Source organism: Streptomyces shenzhenensis (assembly GCF_021462265.1).
GTDB classification, from domain to species: domain Bacteria; phylum Actinomycetota; class Actinomycetes; order Streptomycetales; family Streptomycetaceae; genus Streptomyces; species Streptomyces shenzhenensis.
The window spans coordinates 72,673-91,549 of sequence record NZ_JAJONF010000012.1; the positions used below are offsets into that span (position 1 = coordinate 72,673).

Annotated in this window: 21 protein-coding genes; 11 read left to right on the top strand and 10 right to left on the bottom strand. The window is 73.1% G+C overall.

The features are described 5' to 3' along the window. Nucleotides 1-9: 9 nt before the first annotated feature. Nucleotides 10-1,503 (bottom strand): APC family permease, encoded by a 1,494-nt coding sequence (locus LQ326_RS17940; RefSeq protein ID WP_234537910.1) that lies wholly within the window; start codon nucleotides 1,501-1,503, stop codon nucleotides 10-12. Nucleotides 1,504-1,629: 126 nt separating this feature from the next. Between LQ326_RS17940 and LQ326_RS17945 the strand changes: the two genes are divergently transcribed. Continuing rightward, nucleotides 1,630-2,358, top strand: a complete 729-nt coding sequence (locus LQ326_RS17945; protein ID WP_234537912.1) for a TetR/AcrR family transcriptional regulator — start codon at nucleotides 1,630-1,632, stop codon at nucleotides 2,356-2,358. A 52-nt stretch (nucleotides 2,359-2,410) separates the two neighbouring features. Further along, entirely contained in the window at nucleotides 2,411-2,803 is a 393-nt protein-coding gene (locus LQ326_RS17950) for a VOC family protein (RefSeq protein ID WP_234537914.1), read from the top strand. Nucleotides 2,804-2,809: 6 nt separating this feature from the next. Here LQ326_RS17950 and LQ326_RS17955 read toward each other — a convergent pair whose 3' ends face one another. Further along, nucleotides 2,810-3,115 (bottom strand): DUF4235 domain-containing protein, encoded by a 306-nt coding sequence (locus tag LQ326_RS17955; RefSeq protein WP_234537915.1) that lies wholly within the window; start codon nucleotides 3,113-3,115, stop codon nucleotides 2,810-2,812. 16 nt (nucleotides 3,116-3,131) lie between these two features. Next, entirely contained in the window at nucleotides 3,132-4,148 is a 1,017-nt protein-coding gene (locus LQ326_RS17960; RefSeq protein ID WP_234537917.1) for a glutathione S-transferase family protein, read from the bottom strand. 196 nt (nucleotides 4,149-4,344) lie between these two features. Between LQ326_RS17960 and LQ326_RS17965 the strand changes: the two genes are divergently transcribed. After that, nucleotides 4,345-5,316, top strand: coding sequence for a cation diffusion facilitator family transporter (locus tag LQ326_RS17965; RefSeq protein ID WP_234537919.1), 972 nt, complete (start codon nucleotides 4,345-4,347; stop codon nucleotides 5,314-5,316). Nucleotides 5,317-5,421: 105 nt separating this feature from the next. On the opposite strand, the gene LQ326_RS17970 is transcribed toward LQ326_RS17965, so the two are convergent. Then, a complete protein-coding gene (locus LQ326_RS17970; RefSeq protein ID WP_234537921.1) occupies nucleotides 5,422-5,862 on the bottom strand; it encodes a nitroreductase family deazaflavin-dependent oxidoreductase in 441 nt (146 codons plus the stop codon). A gap of 130 nt (nucleotides 5,863-5,992) precedes the next feature. Further along, on the bottom strand, nucleotides 5,993-6,625 hold the full coding sequence (locus tag LQ326_RS17975) for a LysE family transporter (protein ID WP_234537923.1): 633 nt from the start codon (nucleotides 6,623-6,625) through the stop codon (nucleotides 5,993-5,995). 293 nt (nucleotides 6,626-6,918) lie between these two features. Between LQ326_RS17975 and LQ326_RS17980 the strand changes: the two genes are divergently transcribed. After that, a complete protein-coding gene (locus LQ326_RS17980) occupies nucleotides 6,919-8,160 on the top strand; it encodes a cytochrome P450 (protein WP_234537925.1) in 1,242 nt (413 codons plus the stop codon). 12 nt (nucleotides 8,161-8,172) lie between these two features. Beyond that, nucleotides 8,173-8,373 carry a ferredoxin gene (locus LQ326_RS17985; RefSeq protein ID WP_234537927.1) on the top strand — a complete coding sequence of 67 codons (201 nt, stop codon included), beginning with the start codon at nucleotides 8,173-8,175 and terminating at the stop codon, nucleotides 8,371-8,373. 202 nt (nucleotides 8,374-8,575) lie between these two features. Here the strand turns inward: LQ326_RS17985 and LQ326_RS17990 are convergent, their stop codons facing one another. Continuing rightward, nucleotides 8,576-9,499 carry a sigma-70 family RNA polymerase sigma factor gene (locus LQ326_RS17990; protein ID WP_234537930.1) on the bottom strand — a complete coding sequence of 308 codons (924 nt, stop codon included), beginning with the start codon at nucleotides 9,497-9,499 and terminating at the stop codon, nucleotides 8,576-8,578. Between the two features lie 69 nt (nucleotides 9,500-9,568). Here LQ326_RS17990 and LQ326_RS17995 point away from each other — a divergent pair, with 69 nt between their 5' ends. After that, complete coding sequence (locus LQ326_RS17995; protein ID WP_234537933.1) at nucleotides 9,569-10,246, top strand: FMN-dependent NADH-azoreductase; 678 nt, start codon at nucleotides 9,569-9,571, stop codon at nucleotides 10,244-10,246. A gap of 2 nt (nucleotides 10,247-10,248) precedes the next feature. Here the strand turns inward: LQ326_RS17995 and LQ326_RS18000 are convergent, their stop codons facing one another. Then, the gene (locus LQ326_RS18000; RefSeq protein WP_234537936.1) at nucleotides 10,249-10,800 is read right to left on the bottom strand and encodes a TetR/AcrR family transcriptional regulator; all 552 of its coding nucleotides are present in this window, start codon (nucleotides 10,798-10,800) and stop codon (nucleotides 10,249-10,251) included. An 85-nt stretch (nucleotides 10,801-10,885) separates the two neighbouring features. Between LQ326_RS18000 and LQ326_RS18005 the strand changes: the two genes are divergently transcribed. The 3 genes from LQ326_RS18005 to LQ326_RS18015 all read left to right on the top strand — a co-directional run bounded on the left by LQ326_RS18005 (nucleotide 10,886) and on the right by LQ326_RS18015 (nucleotide 12,962). Next, nucleotides 10,886-11,344, top strand: a complete 459-nt coding sequence (locus LQ326_RS18005; protein ID WP_234537937.1) for a nuclear transport factor 2 family protein — start codon at nucleotides 10,886-10,888, stop codon at nucleotides 11,342-11,344. Nucleotides 11,345-11,364: 20 nt separating this feature from the next. After that, on the top strand, nucleotides 11,365-11,898 hold the full coding sequence (locus LQ326_RS18010) for a flavoprotein (protein ID WP_234537939.1): 534 nt from the start codon (nucleotides 11,365-11,367) through the stop codon (nucleotides 11,896-11,898). Between the two features lie 95 nt (nucleotides 11,899-11,993). After that, nucleotides 11,994-12,962: an aldo/keto reductase gene (locus LQ326_RS18015; protein ID WP_234537941.1), complete on the top strand. Its 969-nt coding sequence runs from the start codon at nucleotides 11,994-11,996 to the stop codon at nucleotides 12,960-12,962. 85 nt (nucleotides 12,963-13,047) lie between these two features. Here LQ326_RS18015 and LQ326_RS18020 read toward each other — a convergent pair whose 3' ends face one another. Further along, the gene (locus LQ326_RS18020) at nucleotides 13,048-13,830 is read right to left on the bottom strand and encodes a phytanoyl-CoA dioxygenase family protein (protein WP_234537943.1); all 783 of its coding nucleotides are present in this window, start codon (nucleotides 13,828-13,830) and stop codon (nucleotides 13,048-13,050) included. A gap of 69 nt (nucleotides 13,831-13,899) precedes the next feature. On the opposite strand from LQ326_RS18020, the gene LQ326_RS18025 reads away from it, so the two are divergent. Together LQ326_RS18025 and LQ326_RS18030 are read left to right on the top strand one after the other, a co-directional pair. After that, the gene (locus tag LQ326_RS18025) at nucleotides 13,900-14,796 is read left to right on the top strand and encodes a helix-turn-helix domain-containing protein (protein ID WP_234537945.1); all 897 of its coding nucleotides are present in this window, start codon (nucleotides 13,900-13,902) and stop codon (nucleotides 14,794-14,796) included. Nucleotides 14,797-15,210: 414 nt separating this feature from the next. Next, complete coding sequence (locus tag LQ326_RS18030; RefSeq protein ID WP_234537947.1) at nucleotides 15,211-17,082, top strand: RICIN domain-containing protein; 1,872 nt, start codon at nucleotides 15,211-15,213, stop codon at nucleotides 17,080-17,082. A 12-nt stretch (nucleotides 17,083-17,094) separates the two neighbouring features. Here the strand turns inward: LQ326_RS18030 and LQ326_RS18035 are convergent, their stop codons facing one another. Next, nucleotides 17,095-17,580: a universal stress protein gene (locus tag LQ326_RS18035; RefSeq protein WP_234537949.1), complete on the bottom strand. Its 486-nt coding sequence runs from the start codon at nucleotides 17,578-17,580 to the stop codon at nucleotides 17,095-17,097. Nucleotides 17,581-17,596: 16 nt separating this feature from the next. Beyond that, a complete protein-coding gene (locus tag LQ326_RS18040; protein WP_234538171.1) occupies nucleotides 17,597-18,856 on the bottom strand; it encodes an arsenic transporter in 1,260 nt (419 codons plus the stop codon). Between the last annotated feature and the right edge of the window lie 21 nt (nucleotides 18,857-18,877).

An 18,877-nucleotide genomic window follows, 5' to 3' on the forward strand; every position in this document is an offset into this window, starting at 1 on the left:
TCCTGTTTCTCAGTTGGGGATCGTGAGCAGTCGGGGCGCGTCGGCGTCCGTGCCTTCGCCGGTGCGGAAGTACGGCGAGCGGCGCACGTACTTCGCCCAGCCGGCCGCGACGAACCCGGACCCGATCATCGCCAGCGGGGTGGCCAGCAGGAACCAGCCGTTGTCCGCGCTGACCTGGAAGTGGTCGGCGGAGCTGTAGAAGGACCAGCCGAGACAGCCGCCGAGGCCCAGCAGGGCGAGCGCGCTCAACGCCGGCAGCACCACGGCCCGTACGCCCTGCCGCCAGTCCTCGCGCAGCAGCCGGCGAAAGCGCGCGGCGGCGGCGAGCGCGGTCAGCGCGTACGACAGGGCGACGACGATGCCGACGGCGTTCACCGTCGCCATGATCATGTCGGCGAGCCGCGGGATCACCAGGGCGAGCGCGGCGACCGCCGCGGCCAGCGCGCCGATCAGCAGGGTGCCGGCCGCCGGGGTCCCGTACCGGGCACTGACCCTGGACCACACCGGCCCGAGGGTACGGTCCCGGCTCATCGCGAACATGCCCCGGGCCGTCGGGATCACCCCGGCCTGGAGCGAGGCCACCGCCGAGAACATCAGCGCCACCAGCGGCAGCGCGGCCCACGGCTGCGAGGCCAGCCGGTCGCCGAAGAAGGCCAGCCCCTCGGCCCCGTGCCCGGCCAGCTCCTTCTCGGAGAGCACGCGCTGGAACGCCACCGAGCCCAGCAGGAACAGGCCCAGCATGGTCACCAGGGTGATCAGTCCGGCCCGTGAGGCGTCCCGGGGGTCGCGGACCTCCTCGTTGACGCTGAACGCGGCCTCGAAACCCCAGTAGCAGAACACCGAGAGGAGCAGGCCCTGGGCGAGAGCGGTGGCCGACGGGATCGCGAACGGGTCGAACCAGCTCAGCCTGAAGGGGTGGGGACCGGTGACGACGCCGTAGCCGCAGAACCCGAGCAGGACCACGTACTCGAAGACCAGCAGCCCGGTCTGCAGGCGGGCGGCGGTGCGGATACCGGTCACGGCGGTGACGGTGACGGCGGCCAGGACGACGATGCCGACAGCCGTGGTCTGGGCCGTCGAACCCGGGTCGAGGGCGAGCGAGCCGAGCCGGTGCGCTCCGGCCTCACCCGCCAGTTGCAGCATGGCGGATCCCGTGACCGCCGTGGTGTACGCCAGGAAGGCCACCGTCGCCACGATGTTCACCCAGCCGACCATGAAGCCGAGCCACGGACTGAGCGAACGGCCCACCCACACATAGCCGTTGCCCGCGTTCGGTTCCACCCGGTTCAGCCGCGAGTAGGCACCCGCGATGCCGAGGACCGGCAGGAACGCCAGCAGCATGATGGCCGGCAGATGCAGCCCGACCACCCCGGCCGTCACCCCCAGACCGATGCCGATGCTGGTGGTGGCGGCCGTACTGGACGCGGCGACCGCGACGCCGTCGAGGACGCCCAGGGATCTGCGCAACCCAGGGGGGTCCGCCACGTAGGGCTGGTCGGTCATGGCCGGCACACTCCGCTCCGCACCTGGGGGCCACTGGCCGGCCCCGGTGACGGGACATGAAACTGCCGGTCCGCTTCACAGGTCAACGGTGTTGTCATAAGGTGCGCCACCAGGGAGGGAGACCCCATGAGCGAACGCGTCGTCCCGGCTACCGCCCGGCAGCGCCGGCGCCCCACCAAACAGGGCGTGGTCCTCTCCGGGGAACTGATCGTCGAGACCGCGATGCGGCTGATCGAGGAGCACGGCGCCGACGCCCTGTCCGTGCGCCGCCTCGGCCGCGCCCTGGGCGCCGACCCCAGCCCGCTCTACCGCTACTTCCGGCACACCGACGAGCTGATGCTCGCCATCGCCGACGAGCTGATCGGCCGTACTCTGCGGGGCTGGCGGCCCACCGGCGACTGGCGCGCCGACCTGCGCGAGCTCGGCCTGCGCATGCACGCCGGCGCCCTCGCCCATCCGCGGGCGGCGACGCTCAGCGCCCATCGGGTGACCGGGCGGACGTACGAGATCCAGGCGGTCGAGACCATCCTCGGGATACTGCGGAACGCCGGTTTCCCGGATGCCGAGGCGGTCCGCGTCTACCACGCCTTCGTCGACCAGGCCCTCGCCTACGGCGCCCTCGACTCCGCCAGCACCGCCCTGCCCAAGCCCGCCCGGGACGCCGAGGCGGACGTGTGGCGGGCGACCTACGCCCGGCTGCCCGCCACCAGCCACCCGCACATCGCGGCCACCGCCCGCCATCTGGTGGCCTCGATGCGGAACAGCTCCTATCCGGCCGCCCTCGACCTGCTGCTGACCGCGGCCGAGGCCCGGCTGGCCCAGTCGCGCGCCGGGAAGCGGCTGGTGGGCGACTGAATCCGCCGATCGGGGACAGACGTGCCCGGGAGAACCTTCCGAGGGAGGAAACATGGCACTGGTGACCGCGGCCGTCGTGGTGCTCGACTGCGCAGAGCCCGAGAAACTCGCCCAGTTCTACCGGGAGTTCCTGGACGCCGAGGACGGCGAGGCCTCGGCCAACCTGGTCGAGATCCGGGCCACCGGCGGCTTCCGGATCGCCTTCCGGCGCGACGTCAACGCGGCCCCGCCGAGCTGGCCGCGGCCCGAGAACTCGCTCCAGGCCCATCTCGACTTCCTGGTCGAGGACCTGGACGAGGCCGAACGGCGGGTGGTCGGCCTCGGCGGACGGCCGATCGAGACGAAGGACCCGGCCGGGCCGTACGAGGAACGCGGGTACGCCGACCCGGCCGGACACTCCTTCACCCTGCGCCTGATGCCGCCCTCCGCGCCCAAGCAGGGCTGAGCCCGCTCAGTCCCGGCCGCCCTTCCGGGGCACCGGCCAGACCCCGGTGGAGCGCTCTACGGCCGTCGCGCCGGTGCGGTCCACGGCGCTGCGCACCACCGCGAAGACCGCCCCCTGGACCGTCGCGGCCAGCAGCACCTCGCCCCAGCCGCGGTCCCGGTCCAGGGCGTCCGGCGCGTCCCGCTCGCCGCGCAGCGCCATCCAGGTCCGGCGGAAGACCAGGGTGCCCAGCGCTCCGGCAGCCCAGCTCAGCACCCAGCCGAGGGGCGCGTAGACGAGGGGGAGCTTCAGCTTCTTCGTGCTCTTGGCCATGCCTGCCTCCGCGTTGTCAGGGCCGCCCCGCGGCCGGGATCTCCTCGGCCGCCGGCACCGGGCCGGGCGGCGTCCCGTCCCCGAAGGGCCGGCCGCCGAGCTCCTCCCGGTGATGGGGCGTCAGCCACCCGGCGAGATCCGGCCCGAGGGGGACGACACGGGTCGGGTTGATGCCGGTGTGGACCTGGTAGTAGTGCCGCTTGATGTGGTCGAAGTCGACGGTGTCACCGAATCCCGGCGTCTGGTAGAGGTCCCTGGCGTACGCCCACAGCACCGGGTTCTCCGCGAGCTTGAAGCGATTGCACTTGAAGTGGCCGTGGTAGACGGCGTCGAACCGCACCAGCGTGGTGAACAGCCGGATGTCGGCCTCCGTGATCGTGTGCCCGACCAGATAGCGCTGCCCGGCCAGCCGCCCGGCGAGCAGCTCCAGCCGCCGGAACACCCCCGCGCACGCCTCCTCGTACTGCTGCTGCTCGTGCGCGAACCCGGCCCGGTACACCCCGTTGTTGACGTCCTCGTACACCTCGGCCGTCACCGTGTCGATCTCGTCGCGGTGCCGTGCCGGGTACAGGTCCGGCGCACCGTCCCGGTGCAGTGCCGTCCACTCGGTGGCCAGGTCCAGGGTCAGCCGCTGGTAGTCGTTGGTGACCAGCTTCCCGCTCGGCACGTCCACGACCGCGGGCACGCTCACCCCGCCCCGATACCCGGTCTCCCGGCGGTCGTAGGCCTCACTGAGGTACCGGATGCCGAGTACCGGGTCACGGCCGCCGGGGTCGAGGGTGAAGCGCCAGCTGCGGTCGTCCTGGATCGGATCGGTGACGGCCAGCGACAGGGCGTCCTCCAGGCCGAGCAGCCGCCGGGAGATCAGCGCCCGGCCGGCCCACGGGCAGGCGCGGCTGACCACCAGCCGGTACCGTCCGGCCGCCACCGGCCAGCCGTCGCGTCCGTCCGCGGTGATCCGGTCCGTGAAATGACTGGGGGACCGGCTGAAAGCCCTGTGCCCCAGCGCGCTGTTGCCGTCGCCGCCGTTCATCGCGTCCTCCTCGCCGAGGGGCCGCCCCCGGCCGACCGGGGCCCCTGAGTCATGCGTTCCCCGGTTTCCGCCTTTCGCACGGAGTGATCAGCGCCCGTCGGGGCAGTCGGCGGTCGTGAGCAGGACGTCGTCGCGGAAGCATTCGGACCGGAAACGCTCGGAGCGGGAACACGCGGAGGAGGAGAACTCGCAGGAGATGAGCCCGGATCAGCAGCGCCCGGACCAGTCGAAGGCGGACCACAGGACACGCCTGACCGTGTTCGTGGCGCTCGCCGCCAATCTGGTGATCGCCCTCGCCAAGGCCGTCGGCGGTGTCGTCGCCGGCTCGCCCGCGCTGCTGTCGGAGGCCGCGCACTCCGTCGCCGACAGCCTGAACGAGGTGTTCCTGCTGGCCGCCCTGCGCCGCAGCCGCCGCCCGCCGGACACCCGGCACCCCTTCGGCTACGGCAAGGAACGCTTCTTCTGGGCGCTGCTCGCGGCCGTCGGGATCTTCGTCATGGGCGGCTGCTTCTCCTTCTTCCAGGGCGTGGAGGCACTGCGCGACGGGGCGCAGGAGAAGCTCAGCGGCTATGTGGCCGGCCTGGTCGTGCTGTGCGTCGCCCTGCTCGCCGAGGGCGCGTCCCTGTACCGGGCGGTGCACCAGGCCCGCGGCGAGGACCGGGGGCTGCGGGACCCGGCGCTGCGGACGGTGATCGCCGAGGACGGCACCGCCGTGCTCGGCGTCTGCCTCGCGATCGCCGGCATGGCCCTGCACATGGTCACCGGGCAGGTGGTCTGGGAGGCGTCGGCCTCGCTGGCGATCGGCGCCCTCCTGGTGTTCGTGGCCTACCGGCTGGGCGCCGACGCCCGCGACCAGCTCATCGGGGAGGCGGCGGATCCGGAGCTCAGCGACAGGATCCGGGAGCAGCTCGCGGCGGAGCCCGAGATCGACAGCGTGGAGGCGCTCTTCACGATGCGGCTGGGTCTCGAGACCACCATGGTGGCGGCCCGGATCGACCTGGTGCCGGGACTGGACAGCGAGGAGGTGGAGGAGGTCCTGGTGCGCATCAAGGGGGCGCTCGCCGAGACGTTCACCGAGGCCGGACAGATCTTCCTGGACGTGACCGACCGGTCCGCGCAGGAGGCACGGGAAAGCCCCGCCGCGACGGGGGAACGCGGCGGGGCCTGACATTCGGCTGCCCGGCCCGGCGCCGGTTCATGCCTGTCGGAAACAGATTTTTCTAAATTCCGACGGTCCCAGGCCAAAATGGATTCCCGGAACCGTCACTTCCCCCTACTTCGGTTCCAGCACGAACACCGGGATCTCCCGGCTGGTCTTCTTCTGGTAGTCGGCGTACGGCGGGTACGCCGCGACGGCCCGCTCCCACCATTCGGCCTTCTCCGCACCGGTGACCTCACGGGCGGTCATGTCCTGCTTGACCGGCCCGTCCTGGAGCTCGACGAGCGGGTGCGACTTGACGTTGAAGTACCAGACGGGATGCTTGGGCGCGCCGCCCTGGGAGGCGACCAGGGCGTACTTCCCGTCGTGCTCCACCCGCATCAGCGGCGTCTTGCGGATCTTCCCGCTCTTCACACCCAGGGTGGTCAGCACGATCACGGGCAACCCCGTGTCCATCAGAGTCGTGCCCTCCTTCCCACCCGAGCTCTCGTACAACTCGACCTGTTCGCGTACCCAGGCGGCCGGGCTGGGCTCGTACTCGCCCTCAAGAGGCATGAGGTCCGTCCCCTCGTCGCTTCCATGGCTGACGCCATGATTCAACACCGGGAGTGCCCCGGATCATCCGCGCGACACCGGCCCCGACGGGAAGCCGCCCGCGTCGCCCGCGCCGCCGGCGCACCGGCCGTCAGCCGGGCTGCAGCGCCATCCGCGCCGCCAGCCCCAGCATCACGCAGCTCGACAGCAGCGCCGTGATCAGGCGGCCCCGGTGACCGGTCAGGGCCCTGCCGAGGAGCGCGCCGCCGCTCGCCAGCAGCAGCTGCCAGCTCGCGGACGCGGCGAAGGCCGCGAGGACGAAGACACCCTGCTCCACCGGTCGTACCGGCTCGGCGGAACGGGTGCCGACCACCAGGGCCGCGAAGTAGATCACCGTCGTCGGGTTGAGCAGCGTGATCCCGAGGAGGCCGAGATACGCCCGCCCGGGACCGGGTACCGGCCGTTCGGCCCGGGCCGCGAGCCGCTGTTCCCGGAAATGGCGCAGCGCGAGGGCCGCACCCCGCACGGCGAGCGCCACCAGCACCAGCGCCGAGACCAGCCGCAGCGGACCGAGCACCGGCAGCAGCGCCGTCGCCAGCGCGGCGCCGCCGGCCGCCGCGAGCAGGGCGTACAGGCCGTCGGCCGTCGCGACGCCGAGCGCGGCGCAGGCGCCGGTCCGCAGTGACGTGCGAGCCGTGAGGGACACTAGATATGTGCCGACCGCGCCGACCGGGACGGCGATCCCGTACCCGGCGAGCAGGCCGGCGACGAGCGTGGCCGTCATGCGCGTGCGGGCTCGGGCCTCCAGGGGCGCCCCGGCTGCTGCTGGACCCGCACCCGGCGCAGGGTCGCGGTGGTCAGCGGCAGAGCGGCGTCAGGAGAGTTCATGCGCAGATCCTGTGACCCGGCTCGCCGCACCGGCAAGCGAATTTCGGCGCGGAATCGTCCACCGGCCCTATGCGATCAGGCCAGAACGGCGGATTCACCGATGTGGCCGAACTTGCGGTCGTCCTATAGATGCCCAGGGCATCTAATGATGATCGGCACGACGTACGACATTCGTCTGCGAGGTCTTCCATGAACGAACTGACGGACCTGACGGAACCCGCTGCTTCCGTCCGCCCGGCGGACCCTGTGGCGTGGCCGCAGGACCGCACGTGCCCCTACCACCCGCCCACCGGCTACGACCCGCTGCGCGACGGCGCCCAGCTGTCCCGTGTCACCCTCTACGACGGCCGTACCGCGTGGGCGGTCACCGGCCACGCGGCGGCCCGCGCGCTGCTCACCGACCCGCGGCTGTCCAGCGACCGCCGGCGCGAGGACTTCCCGATGCCGAACGCCCGGTTCGCGATCGCCCGGGAGCGCCGCCAGGTCGCCCTGCTGGGCCTCGACGACCCCGAGCACCAGACCCAGCGGCGGATGCTGATCCCGGATTTCACCCTCAGACGCGCGACCGGGATGCGGCCGGCGATCCAGCGGATCGTCGACGGGCTGCTGGACAGGATGATCGCCGCAGGGCCGCCGGCCGACCTGGTGAGCTCCTTCGCGCTGCCCGTGCCGTCCATGGTCATCTGCGACCTGCTCGGCGTGCCCTACGCCGACCACGAGTTCTTCGAGGCGCAGTCCCGGCGGCTGCTGCGCGGTCCGGCGCCCGCCGACTCCCTGGACGCGCGCGACAGGCTGGAGGCCTATCTGGGCGACCTGGCCGACCGCAAGAGCCGGGACGAGGTGCCCGGCGACGGCGTCCTCGACGACCTCGTCCACGAACGGCTGCGCGCGGGCGACCTGGACCGCAGGGAGGTGGTCGCGCTCGCCCTCATCCTGCTGGTCGCCGGGCACGAGACCACCGCCAACATGATCTCGCTCGGCACCTTCACCCTGCTCCAGCAGCCCGAGCGGCTCGCCGAACTGCGTGCCGACCCCTCGCTGGTGCCCGCCGCCGTCGAGGAACTGATGCGGCTGCTGTCCATCGCCGACGGGCTGCTGCGCGTCGCCCTGGAGGACATCGAGGTGGCCGGCACCACCATCCGCAAGGGCGACGGCGTGCTCTTCGCGACCTCGGTCATCAACCGCGACGAGTCCGTGTACGACGACCCCGACACCCTCGACTGGCACCGTCCGGCCCGCCACCACGTGGCCTTCGGCTTCGGCATCCACCAGTGCCTGGGCCAGAACCTGGCCCGCACCGAGCTGGAGATCGCCCTGCGCACCCTGTGGGAGCGGCTCCCGGACCTGCGGCTCGCCGCACCGCCGGAGGAGATTCCCTTCAAACCCGGCGACACGATCCAGGGGATGCTGGAACTCCCCGTGACCTGGTAAGAGGCTTCCGCCATGCACATCGAGATCGACCGGGACGTCTGCATCGGCGCGGGGCAGTGCGCCCTGACCGCCCCGAACGTCTTCACCCAGGACGACGACGGCTTCAGCGCCCTGCTCCCCGGCATGGCGGACGGCGGCGGCGACCCCCTGGTCCGCGAGGCGGCCCGCGCCTGCCCGGTACACGCCATCACGGTCGAGGAACCGACAGGCTAGGGCCGGTTGCGAAAGTGCCGTCTGCCGCGCGACGCCCGGCACGCTCCCCCAGAGGGGGTGCCCCACTCGGCGCACCGCCCGAAAGCCCGGGTACGCCCAGTACGAGGGCTTCCGGGCGGGGTCCCCCCAGAGCACGCGCCGGACGCCGCGCGGCCGCCCTTCGGGCGACGACGTCTTCGCGACAGTCCCTGGAACGGAGGGCTCACCACGAGCTTGGTGAGCCTTCCGCGGCGTCTGGCGCCCAGTCGGCCGCCGGCACGTCGAGCACCGCCAGCTTCAGGCCGCGCAGCCGCGCCGGGTCGGCGACGACCTCGTACGCCGTCACCCGGTCGCCCTCGACGGTGACCCGCAGGACGTACCGCAGCTGTCCCCGCGGGGCGACCACGAGGCCGACCCGGCCGTCGACCAGGGCCGGTGCGGCGAACCGGGCGCGCTCGCGCAACAGCACCGTGCCCTCCGCGACCGCCCGGGCACCCCGCAGCTCCGCCGCCACCCCCGGCGGCAGCGTCGCGGGATCGGCGCGCCGGACCACGTCCTCTGCGAGCAGGCCGAGCAGCGCGTCCAGGTCACCGCCCCGGGCGGCGGCCAGGAACGCCTCCACGACCTCGCGGTGCCGGTCCTGCTCGGCGGCCGGCACCGCGGGTGTGCCCCGCACCTTGTGCCGGGCCCGGCTGGCGAGCTTCTTCGCGGCCGGCAGCGAACGGTCGGTGATCGCCGCGACACGGTCGAACGGCACCCCGAACAGGTCGTGCAGCACGAACGCCACCCGCTCCGCCGGGCTCAGCGTCTCCAGTACCACCAGCAGGGCGAGCCCCACCGAATCGGCCAGCACCGCCTCCTCCTCGGGCCCGGCGCCGGCCGCGCGCTCCGGGAGGTCGTCGCCGTACGGTTCCTCAGGGTGAGCGGTCCGGGCGCGCAGCATGTCCAGGCAGACGCGGGAGACGACCGTCGTCAGCCAGGCGGTGAGGTTGCCGATGCCGGCGCCGCCCGCCCGGCTCAGCCGCAGCCAGGCCTCCTGGACCGCGTCGTCGGCGTCCCGGGCCGAGCCCAGCATGCGGTGGGCGACCGCCCGCAGCCGCCCACGCCTCGCCTCGAACTGGGCCGCCAGCTCGTCATGCCGGTCCATGAGGTCACCTTTCCGCCGCGTGCTCCGTCACCTCCTCGACGCATCCGGACCGACCGAGGTGACCACCCCATGCTGCTGCACATCGACTCCAGCGCCGACGCGACCGCCGACTCCGTGACCAGGCGCCTCACCGCCGAGTTCGCCCGTGCCTGGCGCGCCGGGCACCCGGCGGCCCGGTACCGCCACCGCGACCTGGCGGCCAGCCCGGTGCCCCCGCTCACCGGCGCCTACACCACTCTGGGCCGCCGGGCGGAGCGGGAGGGCTTCGTGCCGCCCGCCAAGGTGCCCGCGCTGATCGAGAGCCCGGCCGAGGCGCGCGAGTGGGAACAGACCCTGCCCCTGATCAGCGAGCTGTCCGCCGCGGACACCGTGCTGCTCGGCGTGCCCATGTACAACTTCGCGGTGCCCGCCGCCCTCAAGGCGTGGATCGACCGGGTGACCTTCCCCGGCGCCTTCGCCCACCCGGACACGGGGGAGAGCCTGCTGTCCGGCACCCGGGTGGTGGCCGTCCTCGCGCGCGGCGGCGCCTACGGTCCGGACACCGGCCGGGCGGCCCTGGACTTCCAGACCCCGTACCTGAAGACCTGGACGGGCCGGCTGGGCGTCCGGCCCGAGCGCCTCCATCCGGTGGCCGCCGAGCTGACCCGGGTCGACGTGCTGCCCCACCTGGCCGGCCAGGAAGAGGCGGCCGCGGCCTCCCTCGCCGAGGCCCGCGCCCGGCTCTCGCGGCTCGCCGCCGCGAGCTGACCTCATCCGGCGCGCAGCAGCACCCGGGCCGCCGCGCGGGCCTCGGCCGCGGGCTCCGTGCTCCCGGTGACGCCCGCGGTGACCATCGCCCCCTCGGCGAGCAGGAACAGCGGCGCGGTGAGCGCGGCGTCCAGCCCGGCGTCGGCCACCAGCTGCGCGAGGTAGTCCCGGAACGCCCGCTTGTGGTCCCGCACCTGGGCCACCACCCGCGGCGAGGTGGCGCCGAGCTCGCCGTACGCGTTGATCCAGGCGCACCCCCGGAAGTCCGCCTCGCCGAACCACCCCTCCAGCCAGTCGAAGACCGCGAGCAACCGCTCCAGGGTATCCTCGTGCCGCCGGACGTGCTCGGCGAGCCGCTGCCGCCAGCGCACGTCCCGCCGCTCCAGATAGGCCTCCACGAGCTGCTCCTTCGCGGGGAAGAGCTGGTAGAGCCGTTTCAGGGAGACCCCGGAGGCGCCGCGTATGTCGTCCATGCCGACGGACTGCACCCCGCGCCCGTAGAACAGCCGCTCGGCGGCGTCCAGAGCCTGTTCACGCGCGACTGTGCTGTCCATGGGTCACTCCTTGACGTGAGAACGTGCGTTCTCCTAGGGTAGCGGTCATCGGGAGAACGCGCGTTCTCCGCCGAAGGAGAAGCTCATGGCCGACCGCCCGCCCCTGCCGCCCTTCACCCGGGAGACCGCCCTCCAGAAGGTCCAGGCCGCCGAGGACGCCTGGAACACCTGCGATCCCGAGCGCGTCGCGCTCGCCTACTCCGAGGACTCGGTCTGGCGCAACCGCGGCACCTTCGTCACCGGCCGCGCCGCGATCGTCGAGTTCCTCACCGCCAAATGGGCCCGCGAACTCGACTACGCGCTCCGCAAGGACCTGTGGGCCTTCGACGGCAACCGCATCGCGGTCCGCTTCCAGTACGAGTGCCACGACGCGGACGGCCGGTGGTGGCGGTCGTACGGCAACGAACTGTGGGAGTTCGACGACCACGGACTGATGACCCGGCGCGAGGCCAGCATCAACGACGTGCCGATCGAGGAGCACGAGCGCCGGATCCACGGTCCGCGCCCGGAGTCCGAGCGGGGCCTGTCCTTCCCGCTCCGGTAGCGCCCGCATAGGGTTCCCGGATGACCGATGAGCCCCGCAAGCCCTTCCTCTGCCTCGTCGTCTGCGCCGCCGGCATCGCCGCGGGCGTCGGCAGGCTCATCTCCGCGGCCCAGGAACGCGGCTGGGAGGTCGGGGTCATCGCCACACCCGCCGCCGTGAACGGTTTCCTCGACATCGCCGAGGCCGAGGCACGCACCGGCCGCCCGATCCGGTCGGCCTGGCGCAGGCCCTCCGATCCGCGCCCCTTCCCCGCGCCGGACGCCGTGGTCGTCGCCCCCGCCACCTTCAACACCGTCAACAAGTGGGCGGCCGGGCTCGCCGACACCCTCGCCGTCGGCACCCTGTGCGAGGCCCTGGGACTCGGCGTCCCGATCGCCGTCCTGCCCTGCGTCGCCGACGCGCTCGCCGCTCACCCGGCCTACCAGGAGAGCCTGACCCGGCTGCGCGCGCTCGGCGTCCGCTTCGGCGACCCCTACGGCGGCGAGGCCGAAGCGGACGGCGGCCGCCCCGAGTTCGACTGGGAACGAGCGCTCGACCTGCTGGAGCGGCGCTGACATCGTCCGACAATCACCGCCACGACACGAGAGCGGCCGCACGGCCGACGTACGCTCGCCTCTGTACGACGTGATCTCGACGGTGGGAGACAACGATGGAGTACGTGAAGCTCGGCCGCACCGGCCTGGACGCGTCCCGGATCTGCCTCGGCTGCATGACCTACGGCCTGCCCGACCGCGGCACCCACGAGTGGACCCTCGACGAGGAGGCGTCCCGCCCGCTGATCCGTCAGGCGCTGGAGGCGGGCATCAACTTCTTCGACACCGCCAACGTCTACTCCGACGGCACCAGCGAGGAGATCGTCGGCAAGGCGCTGCGCGACTTCGCCCGGCGCGACGAGATCGTCCTCGCCACCAAGGTGCACGGCCGGATGCGCCCCGGCCCCAACGGCGGCGGCCTGTCCCGCAAGGCGATCCTCACGGAGATCGACCACAGCCTCGCCCGCCTCGGCACCGACTACGTCGACCTCTACCAGATCCACCGCTACGATCACGCCACGCCGATCGAGGAGACGATGGAGGCTCTGCACGACGTCGTCAAGGCGGGCAAGGCCCGCTACATCGGGGCGAGTTCGATGTACGCGTGGGAGTTCTCCAAGGCCCAGTACACGGCCGAGCTGAACGGCTGGACCAGGTTCGTCTCCATGCAGGACCACTACAACCTCCTCTACCGCGAGGAGGAGCGCGAGATGCTCCCGCTCTGTGCCGACCAGGGGGTGGGCGTGCTGCCGTGGAGCCCGCTGGCCCGGGGCCGGCTCACCCGCGACTGGGGCACGGTCACCGAGCGCAGCGCCACGGACGGCTTCGGCAACCGCCTCTACCAGGAGGGCGACCGCGCGATCGTCGAGGCGGTCACCCGCATCGCCGGCGACCGGGGCGTGCCGCGCGCCCAGGTGGCCCTGGCCTGGCTCCTCCACCAGCACACGGTGACGGCCCCGATCATCGGAGCCGCCAAGCCGAACCACGTCGAGGACGCGGTGGCGGCGGTGGAGCTGGAGCTGAGCGACAAGGAGCTCGAAGAGCTGGAGCGGCCCTACGGTCCCCATCCCATCTCCGGCCACTGAGACGCGCCCTCTCGGAGGCGCGGGACTGTGCCGAAGTGCGGCTCCGCCGCGTGGGCGCGGCCAACTCCCGCCCACCCGCCCCGCATCACAACCGCTCGGTCCCGCACGGACCACCCCCTTCGCTCTCCGGCAAAGGAACAGGTTCCCCACCCATGGACAACGTCCGGTAGTAGCCCCCGATCCGCTCCGCCGACCGCCCCACGTAGTGACCGATGAACGACCGACGGAACCGGCCGGCGGAGCGATTGGGCTGTGACCCGTGCACCAGACTCCCGTTGAAGAACAGCACGTCGCCCGGCCCCATGTCGACCGGCACCGCCGCGAGCCCCGCCGGCGGTGCCACGTACTCCCGGGCGAACGACAGCTGCGCATCCGACTCCTCCGGGCAGAACAGGTCCATCCGGTGCGTCCCCGGCACCACCTCGAGCCCGCCGTTCTCCCGGTCGATCGCCTCACAGGCGACCCACGCGGCGACGCACGTCCCCGGCTCCACCCGCAGATAGAAGTTGTCCTGGTGCAGCGCCTGCCCCCGGGCCCCGGGCGGCTTGAAGTAGAACATGCTCTGCGCGGCCAGCACCTCCTCCCCGAACAGCGCCTCCAGGACCACCCGGAGCCGCGCGTCCAGCAGGAACCGCAGCGCGAGCGCGCTGATCTCATGGGGCTGCATCACCCGGGGGTACCGGTGCAGCGGATCCGCCGTCGGCTTCGGCTCGAAGTGCCCCGGCACCACCCGCCCCGCCGCGTGCAGCGCCGCGAACTCCGCGCACAGACGGTCGATCTCGTCGTACCCGAACAACCCGCGTACGACGGTGAACCCGTCCTCGTCGAACTGCCGCGGGATGCCGGCGTCGATGCCCGGGACTGTCATGCTCGCACTCCTCGCTCCGGTGCTCCTGACCTGTCACGCTAGGCCGACACGCCGACGGAGAGGATGCCCATGAGCGCTGTGGAGCTGCCCGGCACTGCTGCCCCGGCCCCGCCGCCGGGCATGGTCGTCACCGGCCGCTACGACGAGGGTCCCGGCTACCGGGTCAACCGGCCTGCGGGGTCGAGCAGTTGGCTGCTCACCTGGACGACGGAGGGCCACGGCCTGCTCCGGCAGGGGGCGGTCGAGACCGCCACGCGCCCCGGCGACCTCGTCGTCCTCGCCCCCGGCGTCCCGCACGGCTACGCGGTCGGGCCCGGCGCGCGCCACTGGCGGTTCTGGTGGACCCACTGCCAGGTGCGCCCCCACTGGACGCAGTGGCTCGGTCCCCGCTCCCTCGGCGACGGCGTGTACGCCGCCGGTGCCCCGAAGGAGACCCACGCCCGGATCGAGGCGGCCTTTCGGCGGGTGCTCGCCGACTCCCGCTGGACCGGCACCGGCGCGCCGCCCGCCCCGGCACCCGGCGACGGCCCCGTCGCCGTCGCGCACGGCAGCGCGGCGCGCGAACTCGCCCTGTGCGCACTGGAGGAGGTGGTGCTGCTCGCGACCGCCGGCCCGTCCCGGGCGGCACCCGGCCGAACGGACCGGGACGAGCGGGTGCGCCGCGCCGAGGAACTGATCGCCGCCGACCCGGGCGCCTCGCACACGGTCCGCTCGCTCGCCGCGCGTGTCGCGCTGTCGCCGTCCCGGTTCGCCCACCTCTTCACCGCGCGGACCGGTGTGCCCCCGATGCGCGCGCTGCGCGAGGCGCGGCTGCGACACGCCGCCCGGCTGCTGGAGAACACCGACCTGACCGTCGAGCGGGTCGCCGCCGCGTCCGGATTTCCCAGCCCGTTCCACTTCAACCGGGTTTTCCGAGAACGATACGGCGTCCCGCCCGGCGCCTACCGCTTGGGCGAACGCCCCTGATGTACTGGTTCATTGGTTCACGGGCGCCGGCCGGCCGGCGGCTTGTGCAGGTTGGGCCGTAGTCCAATGGTTGCCGTCGAAACCGGGGCGGCCGGTCCTGATTCCCCGCGTCAATTGCGATGTCGATACAGCGACAAGGCGCGGACTCCTGCATTGACGTTTCGTCAAATTATCGCGGCGCACGGGTAATACGCAAAACCCAGAGATCCCTTGTTCTGCTCTGCTGGCCTGTGCAAAGGTGTGGCGTGTCGGCATGCGGACCATTATTTTCGACCGCCGCGTACGCGAGGCCGCTCCTCGTGTGCCGAACCCCCCAACAAGCCCATCCGGCCTCGGTGTCGGCCGGGTCGCATACCGGTCGCATACCAGTCGGTATGGGCTGAATCCCGCGTTGCGTCTGGAAGGAATGCAGCCGTGAATGACGCAGGCCTGGGGAATTCCCCTACCCCCGCCCGGCCGTTCGACGTCACCGACGAGCAGCTCAGCGCCGAGCTCAAACAGTGGACGGGCACCGCACCCGCCCTGCACCCCGTCGGTGAACTTCTCGACCGGCACTGGGAAGCGGCCTTCGCCTACGCCCGCCTGTGCGCCGACGGGACGCGCGGCGCGGGAATGCTCACCACCGCCGCATTCACCCGGCTCTTCGGCGAATCCCTCCGTCAGACCGGCCCCACCGCCGCGTGGCGTCCCCAACTGCTGGTCACCGTCCGGCGCATAGCCGCCGAATGGGACAACGACGGCCGCGGCGAACTGCTCCACCCCCAGCTGCGCGGCGGCAAGGGCGAGCGGGCCGCCTCCCGGCTGCTCCCGCCCTCGAACCGGCGGCTGCTCTCCCGAGCCTTCCAGCGGCTCACCCCGTCCTCGCGCACCGTGCTGTGGCACACCGAGGTCGAGTCGGAGCCGCTGGCGGCACCCGCGGCGCTGCTGGGCCTCGACGAGCAGGACGCGGAGGTCGAACTGCGCCGGGCCCGGGAGCGGATGCGCGAGGAGTGCATCCAGGTGCACCGCGAACTCGCCCACGAGGACGAGTGCCAGCGCTACGTCCGGATGATCGACGTGACCTTCCGGCGCGGCGGGATCGACGTCGACCGGGACCTCCAGCAGCACCTGAACGGCTGCAAGCACTGCAGGTACACCGCCGACCAGCTGTACCAGTTCAACGGCGGCGGCCTCGGCATCGCCCTCGCCGAGGCCGTGCTCGGCTGGGGCGCCCGCGCCTACATGGAGTCCCGGGCGGGAGTGACCGAGCAGCCCGCCGAACCCCCGGCCGTGCCCGCCGCCGGGTTCGCGGGCGGGGAGGCGTTCGCGCCGCCGGCCGCCCCGGCCAAGGACCTGGTCGTGCACCCCGCCGCCTCGCGCCGCGCCACGCAGCGGGCCGCCCGCCGGGTCCGCCGCCGCAACCTCACCGTGGCCGTCGGCACCGTGAGCGGCCTGGTCGTGCTGCCGCTGGTGCTGTGGTCGGTGCTCGGCTCCGGCGACGACGGCGCCCCGGCCACCGCCAAGCCGTCCGGCACACCGGCCGGCACCTCCACCTCGGGCCCGTCCTGGATCGGCACCAGCCAGACCACACAGGGCACCCTGCGCGGCCGGCTGCACAACATCGCCTCCGGCCTGTGCATCGGCGTGGTCGGCAAGAAGGCCGTCAAGGGCGCCGAGACCGAGCTCGCCGAGTGCTCCTCCACCGCCGGCCAGCAGTGGACGTACGAGGGCGACGGACTGCTGCGCAACGCCGCCGCCCCGGGCCTGTGCCTCGACTCGCACCTCGGCTACTCCGTCCGGCTCGCCCCGTGCGCGGCCGAGACCGGGACCAAGGCCAAGAGCGTCCACTACGACTTCACCCTCCAGGGCGCGCTGGTGCCCCGCTGGGACCAGGATCTGGCGCTCGCCCCGGCCGCCACCGACGGCGGCGGCGCCCTGGTCGTCAAGACCCGGGCGGACGTCAGCGCCCAGCGCTGGGTGATGGACACCTCCCAGCCCGACCTGCAGATGCAGATCGTCAACTGGGACGCCGACAGCACGCCGTCCCCGGCCGCCTCCGCCACCCCGACGGCCAAGGCCGCGCGGCCAGCCACGCCGGCGCCCGCCCCGTCCGCCTCGAAGACGACCGCGCAGCCGGCACCGTCCAGCACCCCCGGCTACAACCCGTGCGCCGAGTACCCGGGCTACTGCTACGGCTCCGGGGACGGCCAGTACGGCGGCGGTGGCTACGGCGGCGGTGGTTACGGTGGTGGCTACGGCGGCGGTTGGGGCGGCGGCTACGGCGGCGGGGAGCACTACGGCCGCTGAGCCGGCGCGGGCTCAGGGGCGCGGCGGCGGTGGCGGCAGCGTCGTCAGGTCCGGCGCCGCCTCCGGCCACACCAGCAGTACCGGGCAGGGCGCGTGGTCGACGACGAACCGCACCGCCTTGCCCAGGCTGTGCGGCCCCAGCCGGGACCGGTCGCCGTCCCGGGCCAGGACCAGCAGATCGGCGCCGTCGGCGGCGGCCACCACCTCCCGCTCGGCCCGGCCGATCCGCTCCAGCCGGGTGCACGGCCGCCCCAGCCGGGCCGCGGCCGCGTCCAGCAGTTCCGCCGCGGACGTCCCGCCGAGCTCCAGCAGCCGCCGCTCCGGGTCCGGTTCCGAGCCGGCCCGGCCCAGCAGCCCCGCGAAGGCGCCGTGCGCGAGATCGGCCACCGGCTCGTCCACGTGCAGCAGCACCACCTCACCCGCGCCTCGCGCGTAGCCGCGCGCCGCGTCCACACAGGCGGGCCAGGTCCCCTCGACCAGCCAGACGATCACCCGCATGCCCATGGCCTCCCGTCTAGACTCCGACCACCTGGAGCGCTCCCCACAGTGCCACCACCGCCCCGCACAGCGCGGCCGGCACGGCGAGCAGGCCCAGCCGGGTGAACTCCCCGAGGTCCACCCCATGGTCGTGCTGGTGCACGATCCTGCGCCACAGCAGCGTCGCGAGCGACCCGGCGTAGGTGAGGTTCGGTCCGATGTTCACCCCGAGCAGCACGGCCAGCACCGCGCCCGGCCCGGCCGGCGCGGTCAGCGGCAGCAGCACCAGCACCGCCGGCAGGTTGTTCACGATGTTCGCGAGGACGGCGGCGAGCGCGGCGACGCCGAGCAGCGCCGGCAGCCCGGTTCCGCCCGGCAGCACCTGCCCGAGCGCGTGGGCGAGTCCGTTGTCCACGACCGCCCGCACCACGATCCCGAGCGCCAGCACGAACGCCAGGAACGCGGGCGCGGTCGCCTTCACCACCGTCAGCGGGGACGCCCGACGCCGTACCAGCGCCCGTCCGGCCAGCACCAGCGCGCCCGCGCACGCCGCCCACGCCGGGTCGATGCCGACCGCGGAGGTGAGCACGAACCCGGCGAGCGTGCAGGCCACCGTCACCAGCGCGAACAGCGGCAGCGGGGGCGGCTCGCCGGGTTCCCCGGAGCCGGGGGCCGACGAGGACAGGTCACGGGCGAAGAACCGCCGGAACACCAGGTACTCGGCGCCGATGGCCACCAGCCAGGGCAGCACCATCAGCGCCGCGAACCGGGTGAAGCCCAGCCCGCTCGCCGCGAACGCCAGCAGGTTCGTCAGATTGGACACCGGCAGCAGCAGCGAGGCGGTGTTGGACAGGTGCGTGCAGGCGTAGACGTGCGGCTTGGCCCGTACCCCGGACCGGGCCGCCGTCGCGAACACCACCGGAGTCAGCAGCACCACCGTCGCGTCCAGACTCAGGACGGCCGTGATCACCGATGCCAGCGCGAACACCGCGGTCAGCAGCCGCACCGGCCGCCCGCCCGACCACCGGGCCATCCACGCCCCGCAGGCCCGGAACAGGCCCTCCACATCACAGAAATGGGCGAGCACCAGGACCGCGGCGAGGAAACCGACGACCGGCCCCAGCTGCTCGGCCTCCGCCCGCGCGTGGTCGAGGGAGATCGCCCCGGTGGTCACGACGATTCCCGCCGCGGGTACGGCGAGGACCGCCTCCGGCCAGCCGCGCGGCCGGATCACGGCCCAGGCGAGGACGGCGACGAGCAGGAGGACGGACAGGGTCTCGGCGAGCGGGGTGTTCAGGGCGGGTTCCTCAGCAGCGTG